This is a genomic window from Aequorivita nionensis (assembly GCF_046352995.1).
In the GTDB taxonomy this organism is placed as follows: Bacteria; Bacteroidota; Bacteroidia; order Flavobacteriales; family Flavobacteriaceae; genus Aequorivita; species Aequorivita nionensis.
This window is the reverse complement of the sequence record NZ_CP130281.1, coordinates 579,532-596,161: the sequence shown is the minus strand read 5'-3', so window position 1 is coordinate 596,161 and position 16,630 is coordinate 579,532. Positions and strand designations below refer to the sequence as shown.

Sequence of the window (16,630 nt, the reverse complement as noted above, 5' to 3'; positions counted from 1 at the left end):
GTACTAAAAATGCCGTAATTTGGCAGGTGAACCAACGCTTTCATTTTATGAAAACTGCTTTTTTGAAATTGCCTTTTCACTTTTCGGAAGAAAAACTTCTTAAGGATTTGGAGGTATGTAAAAAGTATGAATTCACTTCACACTTCAACAAAAATGATTATTCGGGCGATTGGACTTCCATCTCCCTGCGTTCCCCAAACGGTGAAACAAACAATATTTTTGCGCTTCCACAAACCGAAAAAAAATATAAGGACACGGAGCTGCTTCAAAAATGCACCTATTTCAAAGCGATTATCGATTCTTTTGAATGCGAAAAGGAATCCATCCGGCTTCTGAATTTAAAACCGGGTAGCGTAATAAAAGAGCACACGGATTATAATCTGGGCTATGAAGATGGGATTTTCAGAATTCATATTCCAATTGTTACGAATAAAGGGGTTCATTTTTTTATCAATTATGAGGAAGTAAAAATGCTTCCCGAAGAATGTTGGTACGGCAATTTCAACTTGCCGCACAGCGTTCGCAACGAAGGAAAAACCGATAGAATCCACTTGGTGATGGACTGCTTGCGCAATGATTGGTCTGATAAATTATTTGCGGAAAGTGGCTATAATTTTGAAGCTGAAAACGTCCAACCTGAATATTCCCGAGAAACAAAACTGCAAATGATTGAACAATTGAAATTGATGGATACTGAAATTTCCAGGGAAATGATACTGCAATTACAAAAGGAGCTTTAATGGAACAGGGGAAAGAACGTGACTCGATTTTGGAACGGATTTTTCAGTTTTTTGATGAAATTTCCATTCAATATAATTTCACCGAAATTGAAACAGAAACCTTTTTGCCCGGTATCCAAATTAAAAATGGCGTCCTGCAAATTGATTTGCAAAAGCTTAAATACCCTGGCGATTTAGTGCACGAAGCGGGACATATTGCGGTAACAAAATCAGAAGAGCGAAATGGCTTAAACGATAACGTAATTGAAAACAATGCAGAAAAGGCTGGTGATGAAATAGCGGTATTGTTATGGTCTTATGCCGCAGCGAAGAAAATAGGTTTGGCTCCCGAAATTGTTTTTCACGAGGACGGTTATAAAGGGGAAGCAATCTGGCTTCGGGAACAGTTTGAGGGTAAAAACTATATGGGTTTGCCGCTATTGCAATGGATGGGACTTACTGACGTGGAAGGTAAGGATGCATTCCCCAAAATGAAAGCTTGGCTTCGCGAATAAAAAACCTTCAAAAAATTTTCAAAATAAGTTGGCGATCATTTAGAAGTATTATTTATATTTGCACTCCTTTTACAATATGTCCTAAGTGTTGTAAAGGATTTTGATGCAGGCGTGGTGGAATTGGTAGACACGCTAGACTTAGGATCTAGTGCCGTGAGGTGTGAGAGTTCGAGTCTCTCCGCCTGTACAAGTTAAAAGCTTCCCATAATTGGGAGGCTTTTTTGTTTTACAAAATTGAGTCTCGGAGTTTATCCTGAGCGCAGCCGATGGGCCTGTACAAAGCAAAAGCTTCAGTGGAAACTGGGGCTTTTTTTAATGATTATTCTTTCCATTTTCAATCAACTCCTCAATCTCCTCTTTATCATCTCCGTTCAGTTTTGGGTTTTTTGGGGTCTGGACTTTTTTTTTATGATGAATTTCATAATACATCGCAAAATGGTCGCTGCCAAAGTTTTTGGATCGAACCATTTTCCCAACGTACAAATCGCGGGTATGAAAAAGATGGTCCAACGGAAAACGAAGAAAAAAGTAATTGGCATTATATGTTGAAAAGAAACCGCGACCCACACGCGGATCGATCATTCCAGTCATTTTTTTGAAAAGTCGGGTGGTGCGGCTCCAAACCACATCGTTCATATCGCCACAAACCACGGTGGGTTTGTCCAAATCACGAATTCTTTTTCCGGTTAGCATCAGTTCGGCATCGCGCTCTTTTGAAGTTTCGTTTTCGGTTGGACTGGGTGGCGCGGGATGTAGGCAGCAAAAGAAAATTGATTTATTTCCTTCTATTGGAAAATCAAAAAAAATGGAAGGTTTATCGTCCTCAATCTGATATTTTACTTCCACATTTTTTAATTCCTTTTTAGAATAAACATGCATTCCGTAAAAATTTTCCAAAGGTACTTTTACGGTGAACGGATAGTTTTTTTCAATCTCGGAAAGACAATTTTCCCAGTCTTTGTTTGATTCCATTGTTAGCACCAAATCTGGATTAAATCGTTTCACTTCATTCAAAAAATCTGGGTAGCAGGAATTGGTCTGCAGCACATTTCCCGCTAAAATTGAAACTTGACCATCACTCGTGGCGTGCGATCTTCTTCTAGGGAAAAGGGAACTGTAGGGAAATACTTTATAAAGTTGATACAACATGGTTGCAATCAGCGCCACAAGCAATATCCAACTAAAAACAGTAAAGTTTTCTTCGAAATAGATAAATAAGCCCAATAAAATACATTGAATCAACAATGATTGAAGCCTCACAAAATCCGCAGTTCTAAAAAACCAATGCGGATTTCCGGTAGCTGGAAAAAAGGGGCTGATGATAAAGAAGATTATCAGGATGTATAGAATCATTTTCCAAAGTTAGTTTTTTTCAAAATGCTAAAGCATACAAATATCTTTTTTGCTTAAACACATATCCCTATTTTTACGGCTTCAAAAAAAAACAAACCCATGAAAAAAATTATCCTCAGTACCTTATTGGTTCTTTTAACTTTCACAATTGCAATTGCGCAAGACTATACAACCCCAAACACGGGCGTAACTTGGACGCTGGCCGATATTGCTGCGGCTAGCCCAACAACCATCACGATATCTGCAAGTGAATATACGCTTTTGGGAAATCTCACTATTTCAGAAAATGATACGGTAATAATAGATTCGGATTTGACGCTTTTAATTGATGATGCGAAGCTTGTCACGGTTTTTGGAACATTTACGATAAATTCAAACGCGGTAACCATTACAGCTTTGGATGAAAATGCCCCATATGACGGTTTCCGTTTTGAGGAATTTTCAACTATAAATATCAGTAATGCCACTATTGAATATGGCGGCGGACTTCGTGTTCTGACCGAGACGTTTTCGATAGATAATTGTACGCTTACAAACAATGTTTCGGGTGCAACTACGAGTGCAGTTATTCAACTTTCGCGAGGAATGCCGCAGATTACAAATAACACCATTTCTTTCAATGAAAATCCAGCTATTGGTTCCGCAGCAAATTCGGCTGTTTCGGCATATATTTTCAATAATATGATTGAAGGGAACAACCAAGCCAACAGCAACCGTCCGCAAATAAATTTGGGTACAACCTTGGCCAATGAGCCTTTGGAAATTATTCAAAATACTATCATCGGCGACCCTGCTTTGGAACAAGCCGGCGGTATTGCCATTGCCAACTTTGTGGGCGGTAATGTAAACGTGGTGATCGATAACAACATCATTCGAGGCAATCGTTATGGAATTACAATTCTCGGAATAAATGATTCTGCGGAAATTACAAACAACATTATTGAAGACAACAATATTCAGGGCGATCCAAATCTTGGCGGAAGCGGTATCAACCTTAATAGTTCCACTGCGAGTGAAGATGTGATTATTTCGGGTAATGAAATAAGAAGAAACCTTTGGGGAATAACGCTTCAAGGTTCGGCATCCGCAAATCTTGGCGACGATACAAACAATCCTGGCCAAAATGTTTTTGCTGAAAACGAAAATGGCGGCCAAGTGTATGCGCTTTACAACAATACGGCAAACACAATTTCAGCAAAACACAATTGCTGGATTGAAAATCAACAAAGCACTGAGCAACAAGTTGAAGATGTTATTTTTCACATAGTAGATGATCCAGCTTTGGGAGAAGTTGTTTTTGATCCATTTGAATGTGGCGTTTTGGGCATTGCGGATAATGCTTTTGAAAACTTCAGTTTTTATCCAAATCCTGTAAAAAATAAAATCAATTTCAACAATATCTTTTCGTTTTCAACAGTTGAAATCTATGGTGTACAGGGCAATTTGATTGTTTCCGAAACCATTTCCGAAGGGCAAAACACTTTAAATATAAATCTTCCTTCAGGATTGTATTTTGTGAATTTCAGCAATGATTCGCAAACTGTTACAAAGAAAATGATTGTTGAATAATCACTGAAAACCCAAAATTTTAAAATGCCTTGACGAAAAGTCAAGGCATTTTTTATTGGTTTAAAGACCGAAATTCCTTTGTTAAAACCGTAATTTTGCACTTTCAAAAAATTCAAAAAACAAACACGTGAAAATTCAGAATAAAGCTACGCTGGAATTGAGTAAAGAGGAAATGAAAACTTATGGTTATGAGGTGGTTGATGCCATTGTGGAACACTTTGCAACCCAGCACGAAAAGCTGCCCGTGGTTTCGGGATCCCGTGAAGAAATGGAGGATTTGTTTCTGGAAGAAGCACCCGAAAAACCCAGTGACCCAAGAAAGGTGCTAAATTTTGTATTGGACGAAGTAATGACCAAAAGCAACATTGTTTCGCATCCAAAGTCATATTCCTTCGTGCCAGGCCCGAGCAACTATATCAGCGCGATGGCCGATAGTTTGGCTTCTGGGTTCAATATATTTTCCGGGGGTTGGGCAGCTTCGCCAGCTGCTGCAGAAATGGAAATCGTAGCGATGAACTGGCTGTTGAAAATGTTCGGCTTTCCGCAGAAAAAGGGTGGGGGAATTTTTACCAGTGGTGGTTCCATGGCCAATTTAACCGCATTAGTTACTGCGCGTTCCGTAAAGTGCGGTGATGATTTCAGCAAGGCCGTAATTTATCTTTCTGACCAGGCGCACTCTTCAAATATAAAGGCGATTCGTGTTTTGGGTTTCAGAAAGGAACAGATCCGCGTGATTCCCACGGATAGCGAATTCAAATTTTCATTGAATAAACTGAAAAACGCAATCGCAAAGGACCGTTTGGAAGGCTTGCAGCCTTTTTGCCTGATTGCAACAGCCGGAACCACAAATACGGGAACGGTTGACCCACTTTCTGATATTGCGAAAATTTGTAAAAAGGAAGATATTTGGTTCCACATTGACGGCGCTTACGGCGGGTTTGCAATTCTTGCCGAAAATGGAAAACAACTATTAAAGGGAATTGAAAAGGCCGATTCGCTTACCGTGGACCCCCACAAATGGTTTTTCCAGCCGTACGAAATCGGTTGTTTGTTGATTAAAAACCACAAATGGCTAAAAGGAACTTTCACCGAAAAACCCGAATATTTACGTGATATTGAAGGCAATACTTCCGAAATAAATTTTTACGACCACGGCATTGAGTTGACGCGCCGTTTCCGGGCATTGAAGTTTTACATGTCAGTAAAAACCTTTGGAATGGGCGAATTCCGAAAAGCGATTTCATATAACGTGAAATTGGCCGAGGCTACGGAAGCATTTCTTCGAAAAAGCTCCAATTGGGAAGTGATTTCACCCGCAACTTTGGCTGTGATCAACTTTAGATATAACCCTATTGGAAATAAACTTTCAGAAAAAAAACTAGATGAACTGAACCAACGAATTTCCAAAAATGTGGTCGATTCAAAACAGGCTTTGCTTGTAACTACAGTACTTAACGGACAAGTTGTTTTAAGAATGTGTTTGATAAATCCGCGAACAACACTTGATGATGTAAAGGAAACCATCACTCTCTGCGAATCATTTGCGGAAGAAAAAGTCCTGGCTTGAAACAGGCCGATGTCATAATAATTGGCGGCGGTGCTGCGGGCTTTTTCACGGCAATCAATGCTGCTGAAAATAATCCGAAACTTAAAATTATAATTCTCGAACGCGGAAAGGAAGTGCTCACTAAAGTGAAAGTTTCCGGCGGCGGACGCTGCAATGTCACCCACGCCGAATTTCTCCCAAAAGAATTGACGCAAAACTATCCGCGGGGCGAAAAGGAACTTTTGGGGCCGTTCCACACGTTTATGACTGGCGATACCATTGCCTGGTTTGAAAAAAGGGGAGTGGAGCTAAAAATTGAAGAAGATGGACGTATGTTTCCAGTCTCGGATTCTTCGCAAACGATAATCGATTGTTTTCTTTCCGAAACAAAGCGTTTGGGGGTTGAGATTCTTCTTAATCAATCTGTAAAAGAGATTCAAAAAGAGGCGGATCATTTCACAATAAATACAACTACCGAGACTTTTTCCGTACCAAAAGTTGTGGTTGCAACGGGTAGCAATCCAAAAATCTGGCAATTGCTGGAATGTTTGGGGCATACTATTGTGCCGGCGGTTCCGTCACTTTTCACTTTTAATATTAAGGATGTACGGATTGCTGATCTTGCTGGAATTACCACGAATGCACGAATTAAAATTTTAACGGGTTCCTTCCCCCAATCGGGGGAAGGTGGCTTCCGCCCCCAAAGGGCGGAAGACGGAAGGGGGATTTTGGAAAATGAAGGTCCATTGTTAATTACCCACTGGGGAATGAGCGGCCCCGCAATCTTAAAACTTTCGGCTTGGGGCGCGCGATTGTTGGAGCCTTTAAAATATCATTTCAATATTGAGGTGAATTGGTTAAATAACCTTTCCGAAGAAGAAGTTTTGGATTCTTTAAAGGAAATAAAAAATATCCAAGGAAAGCAAACTATTTTCAAATATGCACAGTTCGACCTCCCGAAACGGCTTTGGCAAAGTCTGGTAAAAGCCTCCGGAATTGCCGAAACCCTTACTTGGGGCGATGCCACGCGGGAAAATCTTCAGAACATCGCAAACCAACTTACCGCTGGAATTTTTGAGGTAAATGGGAAAAGTACTTTTAAAGAAGAGTTTGTAACCGCTGGGGGCGTAGATTTAAAGGAAATAAACTTCAAAACCTTCGAAAGCAGAATTTGCAAAAACCTTTACTTTGCTGGCGAAGTGCTTAATATAGATGCTATTACGGGCGGCTTCAACTTTCAAAATGCTTGGACGGGCGGGTATATCGTTTCGCAAAATCTTTAATTACTTTATTGTTTTGTTATACTGTTTGTATATATTTGATATATATAATCTATATACAATGGGAAAGACAAAAAAATTGATCGAACTGGATGATAAAACGATAGCTATTTTAGAAGACCAAGCCAAAATGAACAAACGTTCTCTTAAAAATTTTATTGAATGGTCTTTAGAAGAAACCGCACTACGTTTGGCAGAGCCAAGTGAGGAATATAAGGCTATGATAGATGTATTAAAGAAACGCGATGCAGAAGGGAAGTTAAAATGGTATAGTTCTGAGGAAATAAAAAAGAACTATGGCAGATAAAATATTCTTTTCGGAGGATGCCAAGCTTGATATTTATAGGGCGAAATGCCAATATGATCTTGCTCAAAAAGGAGATCTGTTCTTAGATGATATCTTTAATACATTAGAAGTTGTAAAGTTGATGCCGCAAGCATTCCAGATTAAGTATGATTCTATTCGGGTTGTTGCTTTAGAGCATTTCCGTTTTTCTTTGCATTACGAGATCAAGGATAATGAAATAAGAATTTGGAGAGTTTTACACCAACACCAATCCTATTAATATGCAAACCTACATCGCTCTGCTGCGTGGAATAAACGTGGGCAACAAACAGATGAAAATGGCGGACCTAAAACTACTTTTTGAGGAGTTGGGGTTGGCTGATGTTGTTACTTACATACAGAGCGGAAACGTTGTATTTGCATCGGAATCTAAAAACGGTTTAACTGAAAAAATCAGCAAGGGCATACAGAAATCGTTCGGGTTTGAAGTTCCCGTATTGGTAAAAACAGCTTCTGAGATTGAAAGGATTCTTGCGGCCTGTCCATTTTCCGAAGAAAAGAAAAAGGCTTCCTATTTTATCTTGCTCAATGAACCGCCCGCAAAAAATTTAATGGAAAAAGTAAGCCAAGAGGCATACTCCGGCGAAGAATTCAATATTACTGAAAATTGCGTTTATCTTTTTGCTTCCAAAGGATATGGTGTTGCCAAATGCAACAACAACTTTTTTGAGAAAAAACTGGGAGTTGCCGCCACTACCCGAAACTATCGCACCCTCGCGAAACTTATTGAACTTGCAAAATAAGTCTCTTCTTTAAACTTTTGAAAGTGCGGAACCCTTATGTGCCGCAATGTGGTCTGTCTTGTCGCTTTTTATTTCGTACTGCGGATCATCCTTGCTGGCGTGGTGGGTGTAGCCCTTGTACTGAAAATCTGAATGGTGTACTTTAATTATTTTTCCGGATACTTCCCCGGCCTCTGAGTTCCATTTTACGTGGTCGCCTACCTTATAATTTTTCATGACAATTCTTTTAAATTAATTTTTCTTTTAATCTAAAGATAGGGATTTGTTGGGTTTTTTGGAAAGCTGTCTATTGCTTTTAGCTTTGTTTTAACCTTCGTAATTGTGGTATTCGGTGATAGTTAAAAAGTAACCGTCTGGGTCGCGTAGTGAAAATTCCTTTTTTGTGGAATTTGTGTTTAGGTGTATTTCTTCTTCCACGGGATGGCCCAATTTTTCAACGTTATGCCTTATCGTGTTGATGTCTTCCGTTTTATAGTAAAGGATAAGCCCGTTCCCGATTGGAATATTGGGGTCTTTCATCGTTGGGTGTTCATGGGCGCCCCATTTGTGGAGGCAGAGCAATACCTCATTATCTTCGGAAACTAAGACTGCAAATTCATCTCTGCCATGTTTTCTTTTACAACCCAATATTGTTTGATACCACTGGGCACTTGCTTCTACATCTTTTACTGCTATTATGGAGTCTATTTTTGTCATTTTTAAATAGTTAATACACTTTTTAAGTTGTTGTTTTAGGAGAAGAAGTACTTGTTCTGCGTAGCCACGCGTTAAAAACGCACTGTAGCAAGTGTTGTCGATACTATGCTTTCACATTTTTAAATTTCCATTCATTCATCAGCTCCACAAGTTTTATGGCTTTCATTCCATAGTTATCTGGCAATGCTCCTTGATTTTTGGAAAGGGACCTTGCAATTTTCTTTCCTGTAGTATGTTTTTTATGATTGTCGTTATAGTTGAACACGACCAAGGTGTTGAATCTAATAACGAGGATTTCGAAACAATTTACATCTGACCATTTCGTAAAATGGGAATGATACAAAGACCTTACTTCAAATCCCTCTTTAGTTAACTTTAAATAACTTGAATTTGGGAATAATTGAATAGTAAATACAATAACCCCTAAACCAAAAAATAGTATTGTGCCCCATTTTATAAAAGTTTCTTCTTTCATCACAATTAATCCTGCAATTACAAATAGAGAACTTATTAGAAGAAGTATTATGGTGGTTAGTTTTTTGGGTTTTAATAGTATTTCTTTTTCTGTCATTTAATTTGTTATTGGGTTTATAAAAGGTTGGTATAAATCATTTCGATATATAAAGTATTTAAATCTACAAATTTTCTTCCCAAATAATTGATGACATTTTTAAGCTTCTTCGATATAGGAGTATAATCCTTTAAAAATTTTAATCATGAAAAAAATTATTCTTCATTTTGCTTTTTGTGTTACAGTGATCGCAAACACTGCCCAAGCTCAGGATTTAGGCAAGACCGCCTCAGATTTTTATGTAATGGAAACCTTTACCAACCCAGGCCAGTTTGGCACCATTCCCGTTGCGGGGCCTTATTATCCTCTGGCAACCGTCATTACCGGGAATGCCTTTACGATGCTGGGCGGAGATTACAACAATCAGGGTGTAATGTACACTTTTGTATATCAAGCTCCAGATTATGTTTTGGGAATTGTTGACCTTAATACTGGGGCTGTCAATTATGCGGCCACGGTTTCGGGGATTGTGGGCGGTCAGTTTATGAGCCAATTATCTTATAACTATACCAACGATACTTTTTACGCCATAAGTTCAGATCCCAATAACGAGAACGGGTCACATTTTTATTCGATTAATCTCGCTACGGGTGTTTTAACCGAAATAGGCACAGGTACGGGAATCCCAAACGTTGTGGCAATGGAAATTGATAACAATGGAATAGTATATGCTGCTGACGCGGTTTCTGGCGATCTTTTTACAATTGACATTTCCACTGGCGTGGGCACCAGCGTGGGGAATATGTACCCCGGCGGGCTTTATCCGGTGCGCAGTGGGTTTTCCGTGGACCATAGCACAAATGTACTCTACACAGTGCTTCAGAACAGAAATGGGGTAATCTGGTCTTATTTCAATACGGTCAATACTACTACTGGCGCAGTTACCGAACTTGGTTTTGGGGGCTCCAGAAAATATAGTTTATTCGTTATTAAAGAAGACGAACTTGGGGTAGAGGACCAGAATTTGGAATCTTTTTCAGTGTACCCAAATCCTACCACCACCACTATAAATATTAAAAGCCTACAAACTTTGGCGCTAAAGAATGCTATTCTTTATGACGTTTTGGGAAGAGATACAGGCGCAACCCTTGAAAATGGCAAAATAAATATAGAAAATCTTGCCAAAGGTATGTATATACTTCAACTAGAAACTGAAAATGGCATCACCACAAAAAAGATAATGAAGGAGTAGTTTTAGGTTTAATTATGTGAGGGAAAAAAGCTTCCGGGAGTTGTGACTCGGGGGCTTTTTTATTCAAAAAACAAATACATTCCCCGTTCGTCATTATGGATTACGGGTTCTAAACGGTAGGCGGTTTTCATGTTTTCTGCGTTAAGCACTTCTTCTTTTGTGCCAGAAGCTAAAAGTTCACCATTGTTCAACAAAACCAAATGGTCAGCAAATTTAGCGGCTAGGTTGAGGTCATGAACCACACCAACAATTACCAAATCCTGTTTTTTTAATAGCTCACGCAATTTGTGCATAAACTGAAATTGGTAATGTACATCCAAAAAAGTTAAAGGTTCATCCAATACTAAATACCTACAACCTTTTCCCGAAGGATACCATATTTGCGAAACCACGCGGGCAAAGTGTACCCGTTGTTTTTCACCTCCGCTTAAGGTTAGATAATCTCGGTCTGCCATTTCTTCTACATCAAAAAAATGCATTGCTTCTTGCACTGCCTGTTCGTCTTTGGCAGTTGGATTTACCGAAAAATGTGGGTAGCGACCCATAGTTACAACCTCTTTTACTTTTAGTGGAAAAGCGAGCTCGGTGTTTTGTGAAAGTACCGCACGTACTTTCGCGAGTTCTGCCACTGAAGTATTCTTGATATCGATTCCTTCATAGAAAACAGTTCCTTCTTGCGGTTTCAGTTGGTTGCAAATTACTTTTACAAGCGTAGATTTTCCCGCGCCATTTGGCCCGAGGATGAGGTTTATTTTTCCAGGTTGAAAACTCACGCAAATGTCTTTGAGGATGGGCTTGTTTCCTATTTTATACGATATGTTATGGGCCTTTATCATTTTTAAAAAAAGTAATTTTTCCGTTGTAATAAAAAAATAAAAATTGGCACACCAACTACTGAAGTCACAATGCCAATAGGAAGTTCCGCCGGGCGAAGTAACATTCTTGAGAGCAAATCTGCCACACAGAGCAATACGCCACCTAAGAGCGCGCTATTTCTAATTAAATGACGGTTATCACTTCCATTTATAATTCGTAAAAGATGCGGTACAATTAGGCCCACAAAACTGATAACCCCTACAAAAGCCGTTGCCACAGCTACCATAATTACGTTGATGAGCAAGACTTTCCATTTAAGACTTTTTATATTTACGCCGAGAAATTGAGCTTCTTCTTCGCCAATCATCAGTGCGTTTAAATGTTTTGCGTAGCGAAGGGAAATTAAAATGGTTCCGACGGTTGAAATTCCAACTATTAAAACGGAAGTCCAATTGGCGCCGCTCAAAGTCCCGAGATTCCAAAAAACGATAGAACGCGCTTGTGGGTCACGGGCTATATAGCTTAAAAATCCAACCCCGCTTAAAAACAAAGCGTTTATTGCAATGCCCGTAAGCAACAACGCTACAATAGAACTTTTCCCGCTATTACGCGATTGTGAAAGGAAAAAAACCATTCCGGTTGATAACAAAGCACCCAAACAAGCTGCCAATGGCAAAGTCCATTTGCCAACGGTGAAACCAAAACTTGCACCCAAAGCAAAATAAAGTGCGGCCCCAAAAGCTGCGCCGCAGGAAGTGCCGATAAGTCCCGGTTCTACAATTGGGTTTCTAAAAAGTGCCTGCAATAAAGTTCCGCCAACGGCTAAACTTGCGCCTACAAAAATGCAGAGTATTGCTCTCGGCAAACGTATTTCCATAAAAATACGTTCGGTGAGATCCATACTTTCCGGGTTGGTAAAATACTTTTTCAAAGAAGAAATTATTTCTTCCATAGAAATAGAGACCGCCCCATAACTAATGGAGAAAAAAGTAATGACAACCAAAAGGATTACCAGTATCGGAAATGTCGCTTTAGTTATATTCAAAATTTATTATTCAAGATTCAAAATTTATTTTTCCCTAATCCCTGCCTACTGCAACTGCAAACTGCCACTAAAAAAACTACTTTTCAGGGTGAATTAATTTCTGCAATGCAACCACATTCTCGCCAGTTCTTGGCCCTAAATAAACCATATCGTGTTCCTCAACGCGATACACTTTCCCTTCTTTAAAGGCTCTGGTGCTGGAAATTCCGGGAAGCGTGCCTACTCCTTCTGTAGAGCCTAATTTGTCGTATCCGAAATCGGTAAGTAAAATTACGTCTGGATCACTTTGGGCCACTACTTCTGGAGAAAATTGTGTCATCCCGCGTTCGCCTTCAACGGCCATTTCGCCACCGGCCCAATCTATCAGTTTTCCAGCAGTGCTGTTTTTGGTCATTACCAAATAAATATTGTTTGCCTGTCCAAAATGGATCACTAAAACCTTTGGTTTCTTTTCATACCAAAGCGCCTGTTGTTTGGCGTAATTCATATCCGCATCCAACTTTTTGCAGAGCTCTTCAGCTTTTTTTTCTTTGTGAAAATAGCTGCCCATTTCGCGAATTAAAGAATCAGTTCCGGCAATGGTATTTTCATAATGCCCGAATTGCTTCATAGGAATCTTTAAATCCTTCAACTGTGTAACCACATGTTCGGGGCCAATGTTGTTGTCTTCCAAAATAAGGGTTGGTTTCATAGAAAGAATCGGTTCCGCAGCAAGGGCACGATGATAGCCTATGGTTGGCAAATCCTTTATTTCGGGCGGATAAGTGCTGGAAACATCTACGGCAACTATATTTTCTTCGGCGCCGAGCGCATAAATTATTTCGCTGTATTGTTTTGAAATGCACACGATTCGCTCCTCGTGATCTTTCTTTTTGTCTTCATTGCCAAACCTTCCGCAAGAGGAAAGACTTATTGCTACAAATAGCAGCAGTATTGTGTTTTTCATTGTTGCTTTTTTTAAAATTTTAGTCATCATATTGCCCGTTCGAGCGCAGTCGAGAATTCTTTATAATTTTTTCAACTGCACTCTAGTGGACAAAATCAACACTAAACAAACTAAAATTAAAAGTTGTATTTCAAATTAAGACCGCCATAAAAAACGGTATCCAAAGGTGCAGGAATGTATGCATCATCCAATTGGTTTAAGAAAAGCATGATGTAATATTTCTCGCCAGTAATGTTATCGGCGCCTGCATAAGCATCAAGGTCAAAATGGCCAAAACTCATTCTGTAGCCAAGTTTTGCATTTAGCAAACTATAGCTATCTGCCACATTCAAACCATCAGAAGTAAAAGGAACTGGATCGTGATATGAATAGTTCACGGTTCCATAAAGTCCAAGGTTTGTATTGAAATCAACCCCAGCATTTACAACCCATGGCGCAACGCCTGCAACGGCTTTTCCGTCGTAATTGGATTCCGTTAATGTGCCATCTCTTCCTACGGAAGCATAACTGAAATCTTCATACTTAAAATCTGAATAAGCCAAATTCACATAGGGGCTAACATTTCCGAAGAAACCTGTTTCAGACTCATAAGCGGTGTATTTTACTAATGCTTCCACGCCTTTATTGTTCAATTCTCCGCCATTCGCTATGTATGAATAAAGCGTGGTGCCATCACCTGCTGGAACAGCAACAGATGTAAATTTATTTTTAAATTTCGCTTGAAACAAAGCGACTTCATAATGCAATTTGCTGTTTAAAAGATTTCCTTTTGAACCAATTTCGAACTGGTCGCCTTCTTCTGGCTCAAGACCTGTATTCAATTCGCCCGTAGTTCCAATAATCACGTTTCCGCTAACAGGCGCTTTGTAGCCTTTGCTATATGAAGCATATACTGAAATATTATCGTTAAAGATTTTGTTCACCGCGAAATGTGGCGAAAACAAATCTTCATAATTTGCTGAAATTATTTGTGGCTTTCCACTCGTAGGATCGAAGGCGCGGTCTTCAAGATCAAGGTTCATAGAACTTTTTCCAACTCCGGCGGTGAAGGAAATATCATAAGGCATTTTCAAAATCCATTCGGTGAAAAGCGATTTGTTCTTCGATTTTGAATATTGGTTGCTTCGCACAGCGCCAATGATGTTATAACCTTCAGGGTCGTTGGGATTTTCAATCATTCCATAGCTAATGGATTGTGAACGTTGCTCTTGAAATTCAAGCCCAGCAACTCCCGAAAGACTGAAGTCTTCGCTTAAATCGAAGTTAAGATCGAAAGTAACACATGTTCCATAATTGATTGGGTCTTTATCCGTCCAACCGCCTGCGGAGCTTGCATTCGTGTTCAATCCAGAACCATAAACGGTTGTGGTATTTGAAAGCCATTTGGTGAAATCATATTTGTGGCTTAAACCTGCACGGAAGCTTATCACTTCACTATGGGCGTTGTTTTTTATGTAACGCGCGTTTCCACTGTAATCCAAGGTGTCGTATTGGCCAATGGTTAGTTCCCCTCCGCGTTCGTCATAACTATTGCTGAAACCAAAATAAGTGCTTACGGTTTGTTTTTCACTTGGGTGAAAATCCAAAACGGCATTTAAAAAGTCTTTGGTGGAAGCGTTATGGTCTAAATATCCTTCAGAAATCTGGTGTCCGTAATTCAATAAAACGGAAGATTTTTCAAGACCCATTTGTAATTGGGTAGTAAACCGCGCCAAACCGTAGCTTCCAACAGTCACTTTTTCACTTAGGGAAGATTGCCCTTTTTCTGGACGAATGGTGGTGAGGTTTACAACTCCAGCAATAGCGAAACCATATAGCGAACCGGCTGGCCCTTTAATTACGTCCACAGAACCAATGGAACCGAAGTCAATATCGTCCAAAAGTGTGATTCCTTCAGCATCTGTAAGAGGAATGTTGTTGTAATACACTTTGTAGCCTTGTCCGTCAAAATTGTTGTTCGCTCCACGAAAACCAACCCCATTGCCATAACCGCGAATATTGAATTGTTGCCCAGACGAAACCGCTCTACGGTTCATAGTTACTCCGGGAACGTTTGCGTTTATTGCATCGTCAAGATACAATCCGGTGCCGCGATCCAATTCTTTTTCTTCCAAATGAATTACCGAAAGCGGTTTTTCAAGTACTTTTTTGTTGTTGTCAAAAGTGCCGCTAAGTTGTACTTCATCCAGTGCGTTTATAGAAGTTTTTAAACCGATATTCAAAAATTCCGAACAGTTCTTAACATTAATGCTGGTTGTTTCAAAACCAATATAACTGATGGTGATCGTTTGGTTTCCAGAACAAGGAACTGTAAATTTTCCGCTAGCATCTGTGCTGGAAACCTCTGCGCCGTTCATTTCTATTTTGGCCCCGACCAAAGGATTGTTGTTGGCTGCATCATATATTTTTCCAGAAAGTTTGTCTTGACCAAATACAGATACAGTAATAAGCAGTCCCAAAAGGGACAAATAAAGTTTTGTCATTTTTTAAAAGTTTTATAATTGGGAAATGTGCTACCCAGCGCTATAAATTCGCCGAAAGCATTAAGGGAAGCGGAATCGCTTCAAAATAAATTATAAAACCTGTTTGGGTGGAGGGCTCGAGATTTCGAGTGAAAGCGATGCATAATTTTCGTGATACACATAATTGGGGCGTATCACTTTATTTGAAAAAGCCACTTCTTCTTTCTGTGGAAGCGGATTTATTTTCTGAAGGAACTTTACGGTTTTTACGGAATTGGTGCGGTTGTTTTTATCCTTGCGTTTTTTCTGAAGCTCTTTGTTGTATTTGGCAATCAAATTGGTTTCCTGGCTGTCTGAAATACAATGGTAAACTTTGGTGTTTTCATTCAAAATTTCAACGTGAACAATATCATACATTGTTCCTTTATAGCTGAATTCTTCACGGTCTTTCCAGATAAGTTGGTTTTCATTTTCGGAAGAAACGGTAATGCGCGTCAAATCTTTTTCAGAAATACCTTTCTTTATTTGATGGATTATTTCCCTTCGAATTTGATGTTGTTGGATTTTAAAGATAACATAAGACCCTCCAAGGTTGAAGCTGAAAATAAAAAGTAGAAAAAAGGCGGTGGCATTTTTCAATGCGTTCTATGTTTTTTATTAATGACGGCTAATTTAAATAAAAATAATAAGGCAGTCGTCTTTACGGCTAATTTATTGGGATGACATAACATTCGTTTGGGCAAATAATTATTTAAAAAGGTTTTATTTAAAAATACAATTTCTTTAATTGTGAAGAATTTTGTTAACGCCCTGTTAAAGCAGTCTCTTTGC

Annotated in this window: 18 protein-coding genes and 1 tRNA gene; 10 read left to right on the top strand and 9 right to left on the bottom strand. The window is 39.3% G+C overall.

The features are described from left to right. The first annotated feature begins 47 nt into the window (after positions 1–47). The 3 genes from Q2U82_RS02730 to Q2U82_RS02720 all read left to right on the top strand — a co-directional run bounded on the left by Q2U82_RS02730 (position 48) and on the right by Q2U82_RS02720 (position 1,421). Positions 48–740, top strand: coding sequence for an aspartyl/asparaginyl beta-hydroxylase domain-containing protein (locus Q2U82_RS02730; protein ID WP_410006198.1), 693 nt, complete (start codon positions 48–50; stop codon positions 738–740). After that, on the top strand, positions 740–1,234 hold the full coding sequence (locus tag Q2U82_RS02725; protein ID WP_410006197.1) for a hypothetical protein: 495 nt from the start codon (positions 740–742) through the stop codon (positions 1,232–1,234). Before Q2U82_RS02730 ends, Q2U82_RS02725 begins: the two co-directional genes overlap by 1 nt. Before the next feature lie 105 nt (positions 1,235–1,339). Further along, positions 1,340–1,421, top strand: a tRNA-Leu gene (locus tag Q2U82_RS02720). Between the two features lie 125 nt (positions 1,422–1,546). Here Q2U82_RS02720 and Q2U82_RS02715 read toward each other — a convergent pair. Further along, complete coding sequence (locus Q2U82_RS02715) at positions 1,547–2,587, bottom strand: endonuclease/exonuclease/phosphatase family protein (RefSeq protein WP_410006196.1); 1,041 nt, start codon at positions 2,585–2,587, stop codon at positions 1,547–1,549. 99 nt (positions 2,588–2,686) lie between these two features. Between Q2U82_RS02715 and Q2U82_RS02710 the strand changes: the two genes are divergently transcribed. From Q2U82_RS02710 to Q2U82_RS02685, 6 genes are all read left to right on the top strand, one after another. Further along, positions 2,687–4,156, top strand: coding sequence for a T9SS type A sorting domain-containing protein (locus tag Q2U82_RS02710; protein WP_410006195.1), 1,470 nt, complete (start codon positions 2,687–2,689; stop codon positions 4,154–4,156). Between the two features lie 172 nt (positions 4,157–4,328). Continuing rightward, positions 4,329–5,723, top strand: coding sequence for a pyridoxal phosphate-dependent decarboxylase family protein (locus Q2U82_RS02705; RefSeq protein WP_410007118.1), 1,395 nt, complete (start codon positions 4,329–4,331; stop codon positions 5,721–5,723). Continuing rightward, a complete protein-coding gene (locus tag Q2U82_RS02700) occupies positions 5,720–6,985 on the top strand; it encodes an NAD(P)/FAD-dependent oxidoreductase (protein ID WP_045079109.1) in 1,266 nt (421 codons plus the stop codon). The genes Q2U82_RS02705 and Q2U82_RS02700 overlap by 4 nt, the downstream gene beginning before the upstream one ends. A gap of 58 nt (positions 6,986–7,043) precedes the next feature. Continuing rightward, positions 7,044–7,289, top strand: coding sequence for a hypothetical protein (locus tag Q2U82_RS02695; protein WP_045079110.1), 246 nt, complete (start codon positions 7,044–7,046; stop codon positions 7,287–7,289). Further along, entirely contained in the window at positions 7,279–7,548 is a 270-nt protein-coding gene (locus Q2U82_RS02690) for a type II toxin-antitoxin system RelE/ParE family toxin (protein ID WP_410006194.1), read from the top strand. The genes Q2U82_RS02695 and Q2U82_RS02690 overlap by 11 nt, the downstream gene beginning before the upstream one ends. 1 nt (position 7,549) lies before the next feature. Further along, positions 7,550–8,071, top strand: a complete 522-nt coding sequence (locus Q2U82_RS02685; protein ID WP_410006193.1) for a DUF1697 domain-containing protein — start codon at positions 7,550–7,552, stop codon at positions 8,069–8,071. A gap of 9 nt (positions 8,072–8,080) precedes the next feature. Here Q2U82_RS02685 and Q2U82_RS02680 read toward each other — a convergent pair whose 3' ends face one another. From Q2U82_RS02680 to Q2U82_RS02670, 3 genes are all read right to left on the bottom strand, one after another. Beyond that, positions 8,081–8,287, bottom strand: coding sequence for a DUF2945 domain-containing protein (locus Q2U82_RS02680; protein WP_410006192.1), 207 nt, complete (start codon positions 8,285–8,287; stop codon positions 8,081–8,083). 90 nt (positions 8,288–8,377) lie between these two features. Beyond that, the gene (locus Q2U82_RS02675; protein ID WP_410006191.1) at positions 8,378–8,767 is read right to left on the bottom strand and encodes a VOC family protein; all 390 of its coding nucleotides are present in this window, start codon (positions 8,765–8,767) and stop codon (positions 8,378–8,380) included. A gap of 103 nt (positions 8,768–8,870) precedes the next feature. Next, positions 8,871–9,338 carry an STM3941 family protein gene (locus Q2U82_RS02670; protein WP_410006190.1) on the bottom strand — a complete coding sequence of 156 codons (468 nt, stop codon included), beginning with the start codon at positions 9,336–9,338 and terminating at the stop codon, positions 8,871–8,873. 145 nt (positions 9,339–9,483) lie between these two features. On the opposite strand from Q2U82_RS02670, the gene Q2U82_RS02665 reads away from it, so the two are divergent. Next, a complete protein-coding gene (locus Q2U82_RS02665; RefSeq protein WP_410006189.1) occupies positions 9,484–10,530 on the top strand; it encodes a T9SS type A sorting domain-containing protein in 1,047 nt (348 codons plus the stop codon). Between the two features lie 59 nt (positions 10,531–10,589). On the opposite strand, the gene Q2U82_RS02660 is transcribed toward Q2U82_RS02665, so the two are convergent. The 5 genes from Q2U82_RS02660 to Q2U82_RS02640 form a co-directional block, all read right to left on the bottom strand. Further along, a complete protein-coding gene (locus Q2U82_RS02660; RefSeq protein WP_410006188.1) occupies positions 10,590–11,366 on the bottom strand; it encodes a heme ABC transporter ATP-binding protein in 777 nt (258 codons plus the stop codon). 2 nt (positions 11,367–11,368) lie between these two features. Beyond that, complete coding sequence (locus tag Q2U82_RS02655; RefSeq protein ID WP_410006187.1) at positions 11,369–12,391, bottom strand: FecCD family ABC transporter permease; 1,023 nt, start codon at positions 12,389–12,391, stop codon at positions 11,369–11,371. Between the two features lie 76 nt (positions 12,392–12,467). After that, positions 12,468–13,337: a hemin ABC transporter substrate-binding protein gene (locus tag Q2U82_RS02650; RefSeq protein ID WP_410006186.1), complete on the bottom strand. Its 870-nt coding sequence runs from the start codon at positions 13,335–13,337 to the stop codon at positions 12,468–12,470. A 116-nt stretch (positions 13,338–13,453) separates the two neighbouring features. Continuing rightward, a complete protein-coding gene (locus Q2U82_RS02645) occupies positions 13,454–15,820 on the bottom strand; it encodes a TonB-dependent receptor (protein WP_410006185.1) in 2,367 nt (788 codons plus the stop codon). Positions 15,821–15,910: 90 nt separating this feature from the next. Further along, positions 15,911–16,438: a hypothetical protein gene (locus Q2U82_RS02640; RefSeq protein ID WP_068761505.1), complete on the bottom strand. Its 528-nt coding sequence runs from the start codon at positions 16,436–16,438 to the stop codon at positions 15,911–15,913. Positions 16,439–16,630 lie beyond the last annotated feature (192 nt).

Bases quoted from the DNA above. Each gene is read 5' to 3' on its own strand.
- Q2U82_RS02730 (WP_410006198.1), top strand. From the start codon at position 48: ATGAAAACTGCTTTTTTGAAATTGCCTTTTCACTTTTCGGAAGAAAAA.
- Q2U82_RS02725 (WP_410006197.1), top strand. From the start codon at position 740: ATGGAACAGGGGAAAGAACGTGACTCGATTTTGGAACGGATTTTTCAG.
- Q2U82_RS02715 (WP_410006196.1), bottom strand. From the start codon at position 2,587: ATGATTCTATACATCCTGATAATCTTCTTTATCATCAGCCCCTTTTTT.
- Q2U82_RS02710 (WP_410006195.1), top strand. From the start codon at position 2,687: ATGAAAAAAATTATCCTCAGTACCTTATTGGTTCTTTTAACTTTCACA.
- Q2U82_RS02705 (WP_410007118.1), top strand. From the start codon at position 4,329: ATGAAAACTTATGGTTATGAGGTGGTTGATGCCATTGTGGAACACTTT.
- Q2U82_RS02695 (WP_045079110.1), top strand. From the start codon at position 7,044: ATGGGAAAGACAAAAAAATTGATCGAACTGGATGATAAAACGATAGCT.
- Q2U82_RS02690 (WP_410006194.1), top strand. From the start codon at position 7,279: ATGGCAGATAAAATATTCTTTTCGGAGGATGCCAAGCTTGATATTTAT.
- Q2U82_RS02685 (WP_410006193.1), top strand. From the start codon at position 7,550: ATGCAAACCTACATCGCTCTGCTGCGTGGAATAAACGTGGGCAACAAA.
- Q2U82_RS02680 (WP_410006192.1), bottom strand. From the start codon at position 8,287: ATGAAAAATTATAAGGTAGGCGACCACGTAAAATGGAACTCAGAGGCC.
- Q2U82_RS02675 (WP_410006191.1), bottom strand. From the start codon at position 8,767: ATGACAAAAATAGACTCCATAATAGCAGTAAAAGATGTAGAAGCAAGT.
- Q2U82_RS02670 (WP_410006190.1), bottom strand. From the start codon at position 9,338: ATGACAGAAAAAGAAATACTATTAAAACCCAAAAAACTAACCACCATA.
- Q2U82_RS02665 (WP_410006189.1), top strand. From the start codon at position 9,484: ATGAAAAAAATTATTCTTCATTTTGCTTTTTGTGTTACAGTGATCGCA.
- Q2U82_RS02660 (WP_410006188.1), bottom strand. From the start codon at position 11,366: ATGATAAAGGCCCATAACATATCGTATAAAATAGGAAACAAGCCCATC.
- Q2U82_RS02650 (WP_410006186.1), bottom strand. From the start codon at position 13,337: ATGAAAAACACAATACTGCTGCTATTTGTAGCAATAAGTCTTTCCTCT.
- Q2U82_RS02645 (WP_410006185.1), bottom strand. From the start codon at position 15,820: ATGACAAAACTTTATTTGTCCCTTTTGGGACTGCTTATTACTGTATCT.